The organism is Vibrio rarus, assembly GCF_024347075.1.
GTDB classification, from domain to species: Bacteria; Pseudomonadota; Gammaproteobacteria; order Enterobacterales; family Vibrionaceae; genus Vibrio; species Vibrio rarus.
Genome location: NZ_AP024900.1, coordinates 375,546 through 392,707 on the forward strand (window position 1 = coordinate 375,546; position 17,162 = coordinate 392,707).

At 45.7% G+C, this 17,162-nt stretch carries 14 protein-coding genes and 1 pseudogene; 11 read left to right on the forward strand and 4 right to left on the reverse strand.

Translation table 11 applies throughout. The features are described 5' to 3' along the window. Positions 1-12: 12 nt before the first annotated feature. Genes OCU56_RS01810 through OCU56_RS01825 form a run of 4 tightly spaced genes read right to left on the reverse strand, consistent with a single transcriptional unit; the run spans position 13 to position 5,148 of the window. Entirely contained in the window at positions 13-1,782 is a 1,770-nt protein-coding gene (locus tag OCU56_RS01810; protein ID WP_261873887.1) for a glycoside hydrolase family 13 protein, read from the reverse strand. Between the two features lie 16 nt (positions 1,783-1,798). Further along, positions 1,799-2,632 carry a sugar ABC transporter permease gene (locus OCU56_RS01815; RefSeq protein ID WP_261873888.1) on the reverse strand — a complete coding sequence of 278 codons (834 nt, stop codon included), beginning with the start codon at positions 2,630-2,632 and terminating at the stop codon, positions 1,799-1,801. After that, positions 2,632-3,918, reverse strand: coding sequence for a carbohydrate ABC transporter permease (locus OCU56_RS01820; protein ID WP_261873889.1), 1,287 nt, complete (start codon positions 3,916-3,918; stop codon positions 2,632-2,634). The genes OCU56_RS01815 and OCU56_RS01820 overlap by 1 nt, the downstream gene beginning before the upstream one ends. 3 nt (positions 3,919-3,921) lie before the next feature. Next, positions 3,922-5,148 carry a sugar ABC transporter substrate-binding protein gene (locus tag OCU56_RS01825; RefSeq protein WP_261873890.1) on the reverse strand — a complete coding sequence of 409 codons (1,227 nt, stop codon included), beginning with the start codon at positions 5,146-5,148 and terminating at the stop codon, positions 3,922-3,924. Between the two features lie 389 nt (positions 5,149-5,537). Here OCU56_RS01825 and OCU56_RS01830 point away from each other — a divergent pair, with 389 nt between their 5' ends. The 11 genes and pseudogenes from OCU56_RS01830 to mraY all read left to right on the forward strand — a co-directional run bounded on the left by OCU56_RS01830 (position 5,538) and on the right by mraY (position 17,159). Then, positions 5,538-6,575 carry a porin gene (locus OCU56_RS01830; RefSeq protein WP_261873891.1) on the forward strand — a complete coding sequence of 346 codons (1,038 nt, stop codon included), beginning with the start codon at positions 5,538-5,540 and terminating at the stop codon, positions 6,573-6,575. A gap of 28 nt (positions 6,576-6,603) precedes the next feature. Next, positions 6,604-7,629: a UDP-3-O-(3-hydroxymyristoyl)glucosamine N-acyltransferase gene (gene lpxD, locus OCU56_RS01835; RefSeq protein ID WP_261873892.1), complete on the forward strand. Its 1,026-nt coding sequence runs from the start codon at positions 6,604-6,606 to the stop codon at positions 7,627-7,629. 18 nt (positions 7,630-7,647) lie between these two features. Beyond that, positions 7,648-8,133, forward strand: a complete 486-nt coding sequence (locus OCU56_RS01840; RefSeq protein ID WP_261873893.1) for a putative periplasmic lipoprotein — start codon at positions 7,648-7,650, stop codon at positions 8,131-8,133. Between the two features lie 102 nt (positions 8,134-8,235). Further along, a complete protein-coding gene (locus OCU56_RS01845) occupies positions 8,236-9,375 on the forward strand; it encodes an ABC transporter ATP-binding protein (RefSeq protein ID WP_261873894.1) in 1,140 nt (379 codons plus the stop codon). 26 nt (positions 9,376-9,401) lie between these two features. Then, positions 9,402-9,761: pseudogene (locus OCU56_RS01850) on the forward strand (alpha-amylase family glycosyl hydrolase); the annotation flags it as partial. A 425-nt stretch (positions 9,762-10,186) separates the two neighbouring features. Next, a complete protein-coding gene (rsmH, locus tag OCU56_RS01855) occupies positions 10,187-11,137 on the forward strand; it encodes a 16S rRNA (cytosine(1402)-N(4))-methyltransferase RsmH (RefSeq protein ID WP_261873895.1) in 951 nt (316 codons plus the stop codon). A 14-nt stretch (positions 11,138-11,151) separates the two neighbouring features. Continuing rightward, positions 11,152-11,472: a cell division protein FtsL gene (ftsL, locus tag OCU56_RS01860; protein ID WP_261874749.1), complete on the forward strand. Its 321-nt coding sequence runs from the start codon at positions 11,152-11,154 to the stop codon at positions 11,470-11,472. Continuing rightward, positions 11,469-13,226, forward strand: a complete 1,758-nt coding sequence (locus OCU56_RS01865) for a penicillin-binding transpeptidase domain-containing protein (protein ID WP_261873896.1) — start codon at positions 11,469-11,471, stop codon at positions 13,224-13,226. The genes ftsL and OCU56_RS01865 overlap by 4 nt, the downstream gene beginning before the upstream one ends. Before the next feature lie 8 nt (positions 13,227-13,234). Then, a complete protein-coding gene (gene murE, locus OCU56_RS01870; RefSeq protein WP_390904845.1) occupies positions 13,235-14,722 on the forward strand; it encodes a UDP-N-acetylmuramoyl-L-alanyl-D-glutamate--2,6-diaminopimelate ligase in 1,488 nt (495 codons plus the stop codon). Continuing rightward, entirely contained in the window at positions 14,719-16,080 is a 1,362-nt protein-coding gene (locus OCU56_RS01875; protein WP_261873897.1) for a UDP-N-acetylmuramoyl-tripeptide--D-alanyl-D-alanine ligase, read from the forward strand. The genes murE and OCU56_RS01875 overlap by 4 nt, the downstream gene beginning before the upstream one ends. Further along, a complete protein-coding gene (gene mraY, locus OCU56_RS01880; protein WP_261873898.1) occupies positions 16,077-17,159 on the forward strand; it encodes a phospho-N-acetylmuramoyl-pentapeptide-transferase in 1,083 nt (360 codons plus the stop codon). Before OCU56_RS01875 ends, mraY begins: the two co-directional genes overlap by 4 nt. Positions 17,160-17,162 lie beyond the last annotated feature (3 nt).

Genomic DNA, 17,162 nt, shown 5'->3' on the forward strand with positions numbered 1-17,162 from the left:
CTTTCTCCTTGCTTAGTCGTACCAGTAACCGTAAGCAGATAAACTGATGCCACGATTATCTAGCGTTACGCTAGCCGGAGAATCGCTATTGTTGATCAGGAAGCGTCTTGAGCCGCGTTGATAGCCGACAACGCTAGGATGATGAGTCTCTATCCAGTCGATGTATGGTTGATTAAAGCTGTCATCGCTTTTTCTTAACTCGATCATTTGTTCAATGAAGATTTTGAAATCGAGTTCAGTCTGGTTTGGAGACCAGTTCATACAGCGGCGATTATCTTCAAGTCCCATGCCTTTTCTCCCTTCCATCGCGACTTCGCCGCCATAGTAAATACAGGGAGCGCCAGATTGAGTGAACATAAACAGATACGCTAGCTTCGCCCGACGAAGATCGTTACCGCAAAGACTAATCAGGCGGGTGGTATCGTGGCTTTCAAGTAAATTAAACATCGCTTCATTAACGTTGCGTGGATAAGCCAGATAAGCGCTGGTGACTGTCTCCATAAACTGCTGTTTGTTATGAGCATCAAGGGCAAAGTAATCGGTAATGGCCTGAGTCATAGGGTAGTTCATTAACGAATCGAACTGATCACCACGCAACCATGGCATACCTTCGTGCCAAATCTCCCCCAGAATGTAGCAGTCTGGTTTTACCTGCTTAACTACGTTGCGAAACTCACGCCAGAACTGGTGGTCAACTTCATTGGCGACATCCAGTCTCCAGCCGTCGATGTCGAACTCTTCTACCCAGTAGCGAGCGACATCTAACAGGTATTCACGACATGGCTGATGTTCAGTGTTGAGTTTTGGCATCTCAAGTACGTTGCCAAACGTTTCGTAGTTGAAGTTCCAGCAGTCCCACTTCGATTTGTCAGTGTCGGGATAAACGGGGAACTGATTGATCCAGAACCAGTCTGCGTATTGAGATTTTTCGCCGTTTTTAACCACGTCTAACCAGAACGGGTGTTGATCGCCGATGTGATTGAACACCGCGTCGAGCATAACTTTCATGCCTCGATCATGCGCCTCTTTAATCAGAGCTCTGAATGCTTCATTACCGCCAAAGTGAGGATCGACATTGAAGTAATCAACCGTGTCGTACTTATGGCTGGTATTGGCAGTAAAAACTGGGCACAGATAGAGTCCGTTGACCCCCAAATTTTTCAGATAATCGATATGTTCGATTACGCCCCATAAGTCACCGCCCATAAAGTTACTTGAGGTTGGTACGCTTCCCCATGGCTCAGCATTTTTCGGACTTATTTCTGGTCTGCCGTTGGCAAATCGTTCAGGGAAGATCTGATACCAAACGGTTGACTTGGCCCATTGTGGAGTGACCAGAACATCTTTTGGGTTGATATAAGGGAAGCAGAAGAAATTACTCAGATTGCTAAGCTCAATTTCTTCCGCTGCCTTGCTGTCTAAATCAACGGTACGTTTCTCGCCAAACAGTATTTTTTCACCATCTTTTCCGTAGAGAATAAAACCGTAACGACTGCGGCGTTTAGGCGGTATAAATTGCGCAAACCAGTGGTCGTGATGTTCGGTGACACCTTCTCGTTCCATTACAACTTCGTTGCCACCGACCCAGCCATGAGCATCGCTGCCGCCGAGGTTACCACCGTCTAAGCCTCCTTCTGCCCAGTGATAAGGGTCACCTATCCATAAGCTAACGCGCTCAACTTCGTCTTTGGCACATTTAAGTCTCAGGTGCAGAGTCTGCTCATCGTAAGCGTAGCTGTCGGCACTTTTCAGTGTATGTGTTAGTGAGCTTCGGGTAATCATAAATTCGATCCTGTTGTTATTCTTTTACTGCACCACTCACTAAGCCTGTGGTGATGTGTTTTTGAGTCGCGACAAAAAGCAGAGTGATCGGTATTGCTACCAGCAGAGAGCCGGCGGCAAACAGAGTAAAGTTTTCGGCCGAGTTAGAGGTGATCCAACTGAAAATACCAATAGCCAGAGTCATTTTTTCTTCACTGCGTAAGATCAGAGTTGGCAGAATGAAGTCCATCCACGGGCCAGTAAATGACACGAGAGCGACAAATACCAAGATCGGCCTCGCCAGAGGTAAGATGATCTCGATAAAAATAGTCATATGCCCTGCACCGTCGATTTTTGCTGCCTCATCGAGCGAAGTCGGAATCGCGTCAAAGTAGCCCTTCACTAGCCAAGTCATAAACGGTAACGAGCCAGCGACGTAGACAAACAACAAACCGGCATAGGTATCGATCAGGTTGAGTTTCGATAGCAGGATATAAATCGCTGTCATCGATAAGAAAGCAGGGAACATCTGCAATACCAGCACCCCCATCAAGACATTGCGTTTGCCTTTAAATCGATAGCGTGAGAACACGTAAGCAGTCATGGTGACCACCACCAGAGAAATCAGCATATTCGCCGTTGCCAGAGCGAAGGTGTTGAGATACCACTGCAGGTAAGGGGTATCCTGAAACAGCGCCACATAATGCTCTAGTGAAAAGCTCCAGCCAGAAAACGAAGAGCTGAACATATTGCTACCCGGTTTGAAGGACGCCAATACTGTCCAGATAACCGGTCCTAAAACCAGTAATGCATTGGTTAACAGGAACAGATAGACCAAACCTGTGGCTAATTTTTGCAACAGAAACTTCATTACTTCATCCCCACATCATCGTTAAACGAAGACATCCGTCGGAACTGCCAGATCGCAATCACTGACAAGAACAAGAAAATAATTATCGAAATCACAGAGGCGATTTGGTACTGCTGGAAGTCGAGTGTGAGTTTGTAAATCCAGGTAATTAAGATGTCGGTATGCCCTGCAAATCGGTACTCTGGATTGATCGGTCCGCCTGCGGTTAACAGGAAAATTGCGCCAAAGTTATTGAAGTTATGGGCAAACGTCATCACCAGAGAAGGAGCGACCTGATGCAACACCATCGGGAGGGTGATTTCCCTGAACTGCTGGAACTTGTTGGCGCCATCGACCTCACTAGCCTCATAAAGGTCTTGAGGAATGTTGGTTAAGGCTCCTGAAATAAGCAGCATGAAGTAGGGAGCACCGACCCAGACGCTGACCGCTATCACCGTGACTTTCGCCATCCATGGATCGGAGAGAAAAGCAACGGAATCAAAGCCCCAGCTATTCAGGGTCGTATTGACCGGACCGACACCATTTAATAGCAGTCGGAACATCAGCAGAGTAACGAAAGCGGGAATCGCATAAGGCAAGATAAAAACGAAGCGCCACGCTTTTTTTGCTTTGATGTTCTTGTTGGACAACGCCAGTGCCAGCACAAAACCAAAACCACAGGTACAGATAGTCGCCAGAATGGCCCACATCACTGTCCAGGTTGCTACGCCAATAAAGGTATTCGACCAAATTCGCAATTCAAACAGGGCGATAAAGTTCTTAAACCCGACCCAGTCAACCAAGTTCCGTGGCGGAATATGATAAGGCGCTGAGTAGTTGGTAAATGAGACCAGTACGGTGATGACAATCGGCATAATGATAAAGGCGATACTGGTTAACATTGCCGGAGAAAGAACCAGCAAAGCAAACTGTCGGTCATATATCGCTTTGATCTGCTCGGACGCTGAAACCTGACAAGGCTGGCAGGACTTGGCATCATTGATGTTAAGTGCGTAAAGGCAAAGAAAAACAAACACCGCGATCAGAGCAATCACACCTTCAACCAACAGGAAGACAGAGTGATCGCCCTGAATGATGGTGAAGCCTTCGCGTGTCTGAGCCACATCGCCGAGAGTAATGAGCTGCTTTAACGCTAGGCTAAGCTCTGGAATGTTAAAGATAAAAAGTAGCTGAATGAACAACCAGACCAAGCCTTTTACCCAATGGCCCTGACGCATTTGCGTCAGGCCCATGATAAGAACTGAAGCGTTGATCATTGGTTGCATTCGAGTTTGAGACAACAACATCTCTTACTCCTGTAAACTGATCTGTTCTTTGATCACTGACACGGCACGCTTTAACACCTTCTCTGGTGACTTGTCATTGACCCATAATGAAGTCATGGCACTTGCCATTGGTGACCACAAGTAACCCATTTCAGGAATTGACGGCATAGCGTCGGCGAAGTAACCCTGACCGATGATCGCATAAGTAGCTTCATCAGCATCGTCGATGATTTCCTCCATAACAGCCTGAACTGGTGGGATCGATTTCGTCATCTCGTAGCGTTTTTTAAGCATCTTATCGCTACTTAGGTAGCTGGCAAAAAGTTGAGCGGCTTTAGGATAGTTGGTGAAAGAAGAAACGACCGCCAGACGAACTGTTGAGAAGGTTCGTGGTTTCTTGCCATCTAGAGTTGGAATTGGAATGACGCCATAGTTCACTCCGGAAGCCTCGTAGCCTTGAATTGCCCACGGACCATCGATGATTGCTGCGACCTTACCTTCACTGAACAAACCTCGTCTTACCTGAGGGTTACGCATATCCATTGGGTTAGCACTGTTTGCGGCCTGTAGCTTTTTCATCGCTTCTAAGCCTTGCTGTGCTTGCTCCGAGGCGATGCCGATATCTTTGGCATTGGTGCCGTTATCGCCAAATTCGTAAGCTCCATATAGGGTCAGGAACATGCGTGATTCATAGTAATTCTGCACGTCCCAAAGCAGGGCATATTTGTGCTCTTTGGTGTCATTAAATGACTTAGAGAACTCAATGATCTGTTCAAAAGACTCAGGAGCCTGTGGCAGAAGATCCTTGTTGTAGAACAGAGCGATAGTGGCAAAACTTACCGGGAAGCCGTAGCTTTTACCCTCAGAATTTGCTGCGTTGACCGCACTTTGTAAGAAGTGGGCGTTGATGTGGTCAGCAGAGACCAGATTTTCCATCGCACCACCGGCTACGACTAAGCGACCAAGCAGGTCATGCTCAATTTCAGCCACATCAGCGACTCGAGCTGAGCCTCCATCCTGAATTAATCGTGAAGCGGCATCAATCGGTGCCAGTCCACGGAAAGTGAACGCCACCTCATAGCCCGAATCCTGATTGAACTGGTTGGCGGCGTACTTCATGTAATCGACGGTTGTGTGATCGGTCCAGACTAACAGATTTGCGCCTGGTTCCGGTTCAATCGGCTGTGCCATGGCAGTGGCGCCAACAAGAGTGGTGAGCAGTATTTGACTGGTCAATAACTTGGTTTTCATTGCTGCATCCAATTTAGTAGTTCACGATATACTACTAAATTGAGGCGGATAGAGATTTTAGTCAATTGAAAACTGCTTAAAATAGCGTCTAAGTGTGATCTGAGTCGACTAAAGTGCTTGTTTTACAACGGGTTGAAGCCGGTTTTGTCTTGCTTGTATTCTTATTGTTAGTTTTGTTTTTAATGGCTATCAACTCGAATTGATCACTGTTTTTAGTGACTAACTTCAAATTATTGTCCGGATTCGAGTGACCGACATCTCATTTAAATCCCATTCAGCGAGCAAATAATACTCAGATGCAGAACAATGGCTAGGCGTTCAGGCTGAACTACTACTTTAAATCCGATTAATATCAATAGAATCCACCTCTATGAGGTTAAGGAAACACTGTGAATAGGACTGTACTCTCGCTCAGTATTGCTTGCGCTCTGAGCTCTGCACCTGCTGCTTTTGCTGTGGAACATGGACCTGCTCCCCAACAAATGGGCGGTAATATTCTAACTCAAGCCTTAGATTTTGGCGGCCATGTTGGAACGTCGATTGAAATTGAAGACAAAGATATTACCAACTTCAAAACCTGGGGGGGGCAGACAGAAAATGAACGCACTACCACCCATGAAGTGATGGGACTGTTTTATAAAAACGCCCACTGGAACTTCTCGTCTTTGTACGCTTTTAAGCTGACTGACCGTGTTAAACGCAGTCAGGATCGCTCGTACACGGAAACGGAAGATGGTTATAAGCACCTGATTTCGATTAATAAAAAGTTCTCATTACCGAACGGTTTTGAAACTGGCGTTATCTATGACCTTGAATACTCACTGGGTACTATTGCGACCACTGCTGGCGTGAGCAACCTGCGTACTACCAATGCAGAACACAGCATTCGCCCTTATTTCAACTTTTACAGCAATAAGTACGATGGAGGCTTCCAGTCCAACCTTGAATACCTCTACAACGATGAAGATAAATCGGCGTGGGGTACTCGAGTTGAAGAAGGTTACTCGGTGTTAGTTAGGCCCTATAAACGTTTTGGTAACTGGGAGTTGGGTGTAGAGTTCTACTACCAGGTTAAAGACAACAAAGCGCATAACAGTGATGGCTCAATTAACGAAATGAGTGACTTTACTGAAAAGTATGTTGAGCCAATCGTGCAGTACAGCTTTGAAGATGCTGGCACCTTATACGTTCGTGCTCGTTACGGTGAAAACGAAACCAAACATACACAAGGTTGGGCTTCAGGAGAGGAGTACTTTAAAGATATTCGTAAAGCCACTATTGGTTACGAACAGTCTGTCGGTGATAACTGGTTGCTGAAAGGTGAGTACGAGTGGGCCAAAGATACTGAAACCTTCACTCAGCTTGCTGGAGAGGAGAAGGTCGTTGAGCAGAACACCTTCTTTCTCCAGGCTATTTATCGTTTGTAAAAATCGTTTATTTGCTTAAGGAAATCCTATGATCACAGTTTTAGAAATTGCCCAGTTAATTGGCGGCCAGATAGATGGTGACCCGAGTTTAACTGTGGATACGGTTGTGCCGCTGAATAGCCTTGATGAAGGGGGATTAGCTATCGTATTTTCTAAAGCTGAACTCAAAATGATCGAAAGTTCAAAAGCGGACGTGATCATAGGACCTGCAAGCATTTTAACCAGCAACGCCAGATGTAAGATAGTGATTGAGTCGCTTAAAGCGCAAACACTGAATGCCCTGCTACGTTATTACAAAGTACATAAGTATCAACTGTTTGAGCAGGGTAATACCTCAGACAATCCCGATGTCTATATCGGCAAGCACTGCACTATTGGCAACAACTGCCACTTTATGCCTGGCGTAAAAATCATGAATGGTGTGACCATTGGCGACAATGTTGCTATTCATGCCAATACGGTGATTAAAGAGGGCACGGTGATTGGCAATAACGTTACTATCGACTCCAATAACGCCATCGGTAATTTCAGCTTCGAATATATGAATGGCCAACATGGCGAATTTGAACGAGTGGAAAGTGTCGGACGAGTTATCATCGAGGACGATGTTGAGATCGGCTGTAACAACACCATAGATCGCGGCACTCTGGGAAATACCGTGATTGGCAAAGGGACTAAGATAGATAACCTGGTCCAGATTGGTCATGACTGCAAAGTGGGCCAGCATTGTCTGCTGGTTTCTCAGGTAGGTTTAGCCGGACACACAGTTCTTGGTCATCATGTCATTGTCCACGGACAGGCAGGCACCGCTGGCCATATCACTATCGGTGACCACTCAGTCATTAAAGCTAAATCAGGCGTCAGCCAGTCATTTCCTGCTCATAGCGATCTATTTGGGTACCCAGCCAAAGATGCTCGTGCTTATTACAAAAACCTGGCGGTGCTGAACAAGCTTACCCGCCAGTTTGATAGCAAAAAACAATCTAAAACTACGCCAAAATCTGACCAGCCTAGCCACTGGCTTAAACGCTTATTCACTGGCTATAAGGCCTAATTCAATTGTTAAGGATTTATGATGAAAAAAGTTATTCTACCTCTGTTACTCAGTGTTTTTGCTGCTGGCTGTTCCAGCACCAGTGAAAATACCAACCAAGTTATCTCGACGAATACGGATAGTCTGCTGGCGAAATGTGATTTGCCAACGGTTGAGGATCGCGGTCCGATTCGTCCGTCACTGTTTGTAGTCGGAACCTTTGATCAAGGTCATTGGATTCACCTGGAAGATCGCGAAATGAGCCATAAGGGCAATGGCATCTATCAGGTTGTTCATCAAGAGAAAGCCGGTGTGGTTAATGTCCAGTTTGCAACCATGAACTGGAACCCGCAATTCACAGTGTCGGGACGCGAAATGGGCGTCAATCAGGAAATCGCTTTGAAGCGCGGTGGTTTTGCTAAAAACACCCGGGTCGAAATCCCTGCTGATGGCGAGTATGTCTGGTCAATTCAAATTGGCGAAGATAAAAAGCCAATTCGTGCCATGATTGCCACTTGTCAGTAATACCGTGCCGCTAGAGTTATTCTGGCGGCTTTAAGTTCATCGCTTAATGCACAAAGGTTGTGCCGTAAGTTATGAGTTTATAAAACTTTATTTGGAGTACCCATGGCAACAGTTAGCCTAAAACAAGTAGAAAAACAGTATGACAACGGCTTCAAGGCGGTACACGGGATTGATCTCGAGATCAATGAAGGTGAATTCATGGTGTTTGTCGGCCCATCAGGCTGCGCTAAATCGACCACATTAAGAATGATTGCTGGTCTTGAATCGATTTCATCTGGTGATGTTCATATAGGTGATCGCAGAGTCAATGATTTACCACCGAAAGATCGCGGAATCGCGATGGTGTTTCAAAATTACGCTCTTTACCCGCACAAGACAGTTTTCGACAACATGGCTTTCGGTCTAAAGATGGCGAAGAAGCCTAAAGATGAAATTAAGAGAATGGTTGAAGAAGCGGCAGAGAAATTAGAAATCACTGATCTGCTCTATCGTAAACCAAAAGAGATGTCTGGTGGTCAGCGTCAGCGTGTGGCGGTTGGTCGCGCTATTGTTCGTAAACCGGATGTATTTCTATTCGATGAGCCCCTATCGAATCTGGATGCCAAGCTGCGTGTGTCTATGCGGGTGAAAATCGCCCAGCTTCATCAGTCTCTTAAGGATGAAGGCAATCCGGCAACCATGATTTATGTGACCCACGATCAGACCGAAGCGTTGACGCTCGGTGACCGTATTTGTGTTCTGAATCAGGGCAAAATCATGCAGGTTGATACGCCAGTGAACCTTTACAACTACCCAGCTAATCGCTTTGTCGCAAGCTTTATCGGCTCTCCGGCAATGAACCTGGTCGATACAGCGCTGCGTCGTAATGGCGAGAATCTTATCGTCGAAATTGCACCGTCTGCCCGCATTCTTATCCCGAAAGCAATACAAGCAGAGCTTGAACAGTACGTCGATAACCCAGTCTGCTTTGGTATCCGTCCGGAGCATATCTCACTGGCACAAGAGAATGAAACACTGAATACCTTCGAAGGCAAGCTGTCGGTCGTTGAGAATCTGGGTAATGAAAAATACCTCTACTTCACTGTTGGTGGTAACGAGTTGATTGCTCGCGTGCAAGATCAGTCGATCACGACAGCAGACATTGGGCGAACTTTCCTATTCAACCTCAACACTGAATTCTGCCATATCTTCGATTTTAACAATGAAAAAAACCTAATTCACAGCCGACCCTACTCGGCTTAGTTAATGACAATAACGGGGAACCTCTAATGACAACACGGATACTGATTTGCAGCGTTCTGCTTGCGACGCTGGCCATAGGCGGCGGATTTTAGGCACCAGCAATAAGTGCAGAAACCGCGGCTGACAGCAGCGACGATTTCAGGCTGGAAACTATCTATTTCGTCTTCTTAGATCGATTTAGTGATGGCGATGCGACAAACAACAGTGGTAATAACCCATTGACGTACGACCCTAACAACCTCAAGAAGTATGTGGGTGGTGACACTAGAGGTTTGATCAACAAGCTGCCGTATCTCAAATCTCTCGGTATCACTGCGATATGGATTACTCCGACGGTAGATAATGCCGACAACCTTGATGTTAGTGGTGGGCTGGCGGGAGTCCATTTGCCCATCTAACTTATTGATTTGTAATAGCTTAAGTGTCCTGATGATTGTTTGGGTATAAATTGTGTAATAATCAATTTTTCATACCTACTCGTGAGGTTGATCACTTAATTTAAGGTGTTATGCACCGATGAAAGCCCGTTTAGTTCCTTATTTGTCAGTTAAACTCCGTTAATTCTGTGTCCAGGTTTTTTGGTGTGGCTCATACTTCCCTGCTTATAGGTATGCTCCACCTCTTAAAAAAGCCCCGCCTTAAAGCGGGGCTTTTTGCTATTGGTCAAATTTTCTTGTGCACTCCTTTCTTTAAATGCAATCCTTTGCATTGTTTAAGTAATAATTTGGTGAATTTAGTGACTAACGCTGACTAAATCAGACTATTTCAGTACACTAAGCTCATAGTTCTCTAATTAACCCGAGCTTTTGTAATGAGCGATACCTTTAAACACGTCTCCGTTTTACTGGAAGAATCCATTGATGGTTTAAACATCAAGCCTGATGGCACTTATATTGATGGCACTTTTGGTCGAGGCGGTCATAGCCGAACCATATTGTCTAAATTGGGTGAAAACGGTCGATTGTTTAGTATTGATAGGGATCCTCAAGCCATTGCCGAAGCCGCTAAAATTGAAGATCCTAGGTTCACCATCATCCATGGTCCGTTTTCTGGTATGAAAGAATACGCTGAAGAACGATCTTTGGTGGGACAAGTGGACGGTGTGTTATTGGATCTCGGGGTATCTTCACCGCAATTAGATGATGCGGAACGTGGCTTTAGCTTTATGAAAGACGGCCCGCTAGATATGCGTATGGACCCAACGTCGGGCATTCCAGTGTCGCAGTGGTTAATGGACGCGGATGTAGAAGATATTACTTGGGTCATTCGTGAGTTTGGTGAAGATAAGCATGCATGGCGAATAGCCAAAGCCATTGTCGCGTATCGTGAAAATGAAGAAAACGAGCCGCTACTTCGCACCGGTCAACTTGCCAAGCTGATCTCCGAAGCTGCCCCTAAAAGTTTTAAAGAGAAGAAGCACCCAGCAACGCGCTCTTTCCAAGCCTTTCGTATTTACATCAACAGTGAATTAGATGAGATTGCCACCGCGTTAAATGGCGCTAAAGATATTTTAGCCCCAGAAGGGCGTTTGTCTGTGATTAGCTTCCACTCTTTAGAAGACCGCATGGTGAAGCAATTTATTCGTAAAGAAAGCCGTGGCCCACAAGTCCCTCATGGCATACCGATGACAGAAGAGCAGATTCGAGCTCTAGGTAGTGCGGCGATGAAAGCGGTAAGCAAGGCCATTAAACCCTCCACTACAGAATTGGATGTAAATATTAGAGCAAGAAGCTCAGTACTGAGAATTGCGGAAAAACTATGAGCAAACCAGAAACCTTGATTCAAACTAATGTACCGCCATTAGGGAAAATCATTTTACGCGACATGCTGACAGCAGGTCGCGTTCCTCTACTGTTGTTAATCGTGCTATTTTTTAGTGCGATAACGGTAGTGCTAACCACACAGATGACGCGCCAAGTTATTTCAAAAAAAGAACAGGCACTGGAACAGCGTGAAACACTGGATGATGAGTGGCGAAACCTCATCCTTGAAGAAAATGCACTTTCAGAACACAGTCGTGTGCAAAAAATAGCTATCTCAGATCTCGACATGAAACGTCCTGACTCTGATAAGGAAGTCCTAGTTAAACTGCAATGAAATCTCCTAAGAAAAAAGCCACCAAAAGCAGCAAAAAGCCGGTTCGTAAAAAAGTGGCTGCGAAACGGTTAGAACCTGCAGACACCAGTATTATTAAATGGCGCTATCAAATGGTGATCGCCTTCATTTTGTTCATGCTTGGGGCATTATTAGTTCGCGTGGCGTATATCCAAGTTATTGAACCGGACTCTTTGATAAAGCAAGGGGACATGCGTTCGGTGCGTGTGAAAGCTCTGCCTTCTGCACGCGGCATTATTTCCGACCGTAATGGTGAACAAATTGCGGTGAGTGTTCCTGTTGAGGCGGTTTATGCCGATCCTCATACTGTCTTTACTAAAGGTGATGCCTTGCAGGATGTTGCCCGTTGGCATGCGCTAGCTGATGTTCTTCACTTAGACAGAGAAAGCTTGATCCATCAAATCGACAAAAATAAAAACCGTCGCTTTATTTACTTGCAACGCCAAGTGAGCCCGGCGATGGCGAAATACATTAAAGAGCTCAAGCTTCGTGGTGTCGGTTTAAGAGATGAGTCCCGTCGCTACTATCCAACAGGTGAGGTCAGTGCACACGTGGTTGGCGTAACTGGGATTGATAGTCACGGCTTGGAAGGGGTAGAGAAGAGCTACGATAAATGGTTATCAGGCCATGCCGGTTCACGCAAAGTGCGCAAAGATAGAGATGGACGCGTAGTAGAGAACATTTCTATGAAGGAGAGTAAGCAGGGTAGTCCTCTACAACTCACCATAGATCAACGCTTGCAAGCAATCTCTTATCGCGCGATTAAACAAGCAGTGGCTGACCATAGAGCAACCTCTGGTAGTGTGGTGCTCATTGATGTGAAGACCGGTGGGATATTAGCAATGGTGAACTCACCGTCTTATAACCCAAATACTCGCGATCAATTGCAGACATTTAGAATGCGTAATCGCTCTATTACCGATGCATTGGAGCCGGGATCTTCCGTTAAACCGTTTGTGGTATTAGCCGCTTTAGATAATGGCACTGCGGATCTCAATACCATTATTGATACGGGTAATGGGATCATGCGCATTGGTGGCAGTCGTGTTCGCGATAGTGTCAAAGTGGGCAAGGCGGATCTAAAAACGATCCTTAAAAAGTCCAGTAACATTGGTGTGACTCACTTAGCATTAGGTATGCCATTAGATTCGTTATTAGGCATGTATCAATCGGTTGGATTTGGTTCGGCATCGGGGATTAACCTTGTTGGGGAAACCACAGGTTTATTCCCTAATCGACGTCGCTGGTCGAAGTTTGAAATAGCCACTTTAGCCTTTGGTTACGGGTTAACCGTATCGCCATTACAATTGGCTCACGCCTATGCCACTTTGGGAAGTTACGGCAGTTTTAAACCACTTCACATAGTGAAGGATGGCAAAAAACTAGAAGCCAAACAGATAGCCGATCCGCAACATGTTCGAGAAGTTCTCGAAATGCTTGAGGGGGTGACTCACAAAGGCGGTACTGCAACGCGAGCGGCGGTACCGGGTTATCGAGTTGGGGCTAAAACCGGTACCTCTCGAAAAGCCAAAGCGGGTGGCTATAGTGATGAATATGTAACCATCACCGCAGGCGTCGCTCCTATCAGTAATCCAAGGGTGGCGTTGGTAGTGGTAGTGAATGAACCTCAAGGTGATGATTATTACGGCGGTTCTGTGGCTGCGCCAGTATTCTCCGAAGTTTTAAAGGGGGCATTACAAATTTTGAATGTGCCGCCTGACGCAAATAAAAGTTAATAAATAATATGAATATGCAATGTACCCTACAGCACTTGCTCCAGCCTTGGTTGGTTGATTTGAGTGACAATTTGGCGAATATCACGGTCTCTAATTTAGAGTTAGATAGCCGAAATATCACAGCAGGCTCAACATTTGTGGCTATCAATGGTCACCAAGTGGATGGGCGAAGGTTTATCGCCAGCGCTATACAGTCAGGGGCAAACCTAGTGATTGCCGAAAGTGATGAGCACTCTCCTCACGGCCATGTTGTATGGCAAGAGCAAACGCCAATTGTTTATATTAACGAGCTGAGTCAGAATTTATCTGCATTAGCTAATCGTTTATATGCCTTTGAAGGTATGGATTTAATTGCTGTAACTGGGACCAATGGGAAAACCACGATTACCCAGATCATTGCGCAATGGTTAGAAAGTGTTGGTCAGCGTGCGGCTGTCATGGGCACGACAGGTAACGGGTTTCTGTCCTCTTTGAAAGAGGCAAAAAATACCACGGGTAGCGCCATTGAAATATGCAAAACTTTGGCGCAACTAAAGGGGTTAGGCGCGCAAATTACCGCCTTAGAAACCTCCTCGCATGGTTTAGTGCAACACAGGATTAAACATTTACCGTTTGCCGCTGGCGTATTTACCAATTTAAGCCGAGACCATTTGGATTACCACGGTAATATGGCGGAATATGCGAAAGCAAAATTGAGTCTATTTACTGAGCACTCTTGTCAACATAAGATCATCAATTCAGATGATGCTATTGGTCAAGAGTGGTTGCAGATCATCCCAGATGCCATTGCTGTCTCCTTGTTAAGCAAGCCACAAACTCAGCAATATATGTATGCCAGTCACATCCGTTATTCAGAGCAAGGGATCGATATCGTTTTTGAAAGCTCATGGGGCGCGGGCACGTTACATGCCCCTCTCATTGGCGAATTTAATGCGAGTAATTTATTGTTAGCACTGACTACCTTGCTGAGTTTAGGTATAGATATTAAAGCCTTACAGCAAGCAGCCAAGAAATTACAACCTGTTATTGGCCGAATGGAACTCTTTCAAACGGCTGACAAAGCTAAAGTAGTAGTGGATTATGCTCATACTCCTGACGCGCTAGAGAAAGCGCTACGTGCATTAAGAGTGCATTGCGTGGGACAACTTTGGGTGATTTGTGGTTGTGGTGGTGATAGGGATAAAGGCAAGCGCCCTATGATGGCTGCAATAGGGGAGCAGTTTGCGGATCGTGTGATCTTAGCCGACGATAACCCTCGTAGTGAGTGCCCCGCACAAATTATTCAAGATATGTTAGCGGGTGTCACGGACCCAAAATGGGTCATTATTGAGCACGATAGATTTAAAGCATTGTCTTATGCCATTGCCAATGCGCATTCACAAGACATTATATTACTTGCAGGAAAAGGGCATGAGGATTATCAAGTGTTAGGAGATAACACCATTCACTACTCTGATCGTGAATCAGCAATGACTCTGTTGGAGATCACTCAATGATACACACCCAATTATCCGAAATGGCAATGACCGTAAACGGTCGCTTATTTGGTGATGACTTATCTATTAAGTCTCTATCGACCGATAGCCGCAATATTGCTGAGGATGGTTTGTTTGTCGCGTTAGTCGGTGAACGTTTCGATGCCCATGACTTTTGTGAGCAAGCTGTCGCTCAAGGGGCGGTTGCCTTAATGGTTGATAGACAATTGCCTTTAGCATTACCGCAGTTAGTGGTGAGTGATACTAAGCTTGCTTTGGCTCAGTTGGGAGCGAGCAATTTGGCGAAAACCCAGATCCCTAAAGTGGCGATCACCGGCAGTTGCGGTAAAACGACAGTGAAAGAAATGTTAGCGTCGATTTTATCATTGAAAGGCTCTGTTTTGGCGACAGCGGGTAACTTTAACAATGATATTGGTGCACCTTTGACTTTGTTGCGAGCAACAGAGCAACACGATTTTGCTGTGATTGAACTTGGGGCGAATCATCAACATGAAATTGAGTTCACGGTTAACTTAGTTCAGCCCGACATCGCGTTAGTTAATAATGTAGCCGCTGCCCACCTAGAGGGCTTTGGTTCCATGCAAGGGGTGATGAAAGCGAAAGGCGAAATTTTTTCATCCCTGAATGACAAAGGATTAGCTCTTTATAATTTGGATAGCCAAGGCGGCGAGCTATGGCAGCCTTTATTGCAAGATAAACGTGTTCAAACCTTCTCTTTAGATAATCCCTTAGCGGAGTATTACGCAACCCATATCCATGTTGACCATCATGGTATAGCCAGTTTTAGTCTGCATTCCCCTTTTGGTATGGCTGCGGTGACGCTGAGCATTGTTGGACGACATAACGTAGCCAATGCGGTTGCCGCTGCATCGGTAGCATTAAACTTAGGTATCCCTATGGCTACAGTGGTCGCGGGATTAGAAGCAGTTGCTCCGGTTAAGGGTCGAGTAGCTGTAGAGCAGTTAACAGAACACATACGATTGATCGATGATAGTTATAACGCCAGTGTACCGGCGATGAAGGCGGCGGCCGACTTGCTGAGTTCCTTTGAAGGCTGTCGTTGGTTGATCTTAGGCTTTATGGCGGAGTTGGGCAAAGAAAGTCTTGAACTTCATCGGCAAGTCGGAGAATATGCAACACAATTTGGATTTGAGCATGTGCTTACTTATGGCGACGATACTAAGGTTATTAGTGATGTCACCAAAGGGCGTCACTTTGCTGATCATCAGAGCCTACTAGATTTTATTGATCAGCAACTCAACAATCACCCACACACCCAACACACTTTGCTTGTCAAAGGTGCACATAGTGCCCAGATGAGCCATGTGGCCGCTTCTTTGAAGGAGAAGTTTCAATGATTATCTGGCTTGCAGACTTATTACAGCCTTATTTTTCGTTCTTCCGTCTGTTTGATTATCTTTCTTTCCGTTCGATATTCAGTATTTTAACCGCTTTAGGGCTCTCATTATGGATGGGCCCTAAGTTGATTCGACACCTGCAGTTGCTGCAAATAGGCCAAGTTGTGCGTCACGATGGTCCAGAATCTCACCTTAGTAAGCATGGCACTCCAACTATGGGTGGTGTGATGATATTGGCTGCGATTAGCGTTACTGTACTGCTGTGGGCCAATTTATCTAACCCATATGTATGGGCAGTATTAGCGGTACTTCTGGGCTATGGTGCGGTCGGTTTTGTGGATGATTACCGTAAGGTAGTACGTAAAAATACCGATGGTTTGATCGCTCGTTGGAAGTACTTTTGGCAATCAGCAATTGCGATTATTGTTGCTTTTGCATTGTATGCTCATGGCAAAGACACGGCTGCGACTCAGTTAGTGGTGCCTTTCTTTAAAGATGTTATGCCTCAGTTAGGGCTATTTTATATTGTGCTTACTTACTTTGTTATTGTGGGCACCAGTAACGCTGTGAACCTTACTGATGGCTTGGATGGCCTAGCCATTATGCCAACCGTATTGGTTGCAGCAGGGTTTGCGGTGATAGCTTATGCCACGGGTAATGTAAACTTCTCTCAATACTTACACATACCTTATATCCCTTACACCAGTGAGTTAGTTATCGTCTGTACTGCGATTGTCGGGGCAGGTTTGGGCTTCTTATGGTTTAACACCTATCCAGCGCAAGTGTTTATGGGCGATGTTGGCTCTCTTGCTTTAGGTGGTGCACTGGGCACTATTGCTGTGCTGGTACGCCAAGAGTTTGTCTTGGTTATCATGGGGGGGGTGTTTGTCATGGAAACATTATCCGTCATCTTGCAAGTGGGCTCCTATAAACTGCGCGGCCAGCGTGTGTTCCGTATGGCACCTATTCACCATCACTATGAGCTGAAAGGTTGGCCGGAACCTCGCGTTATTGTACGTTTCTGGATTATTTCTATTGTGCTAGTGCTTATTGGGCTGGCGACCTTAAAGGTGCGTTAATTC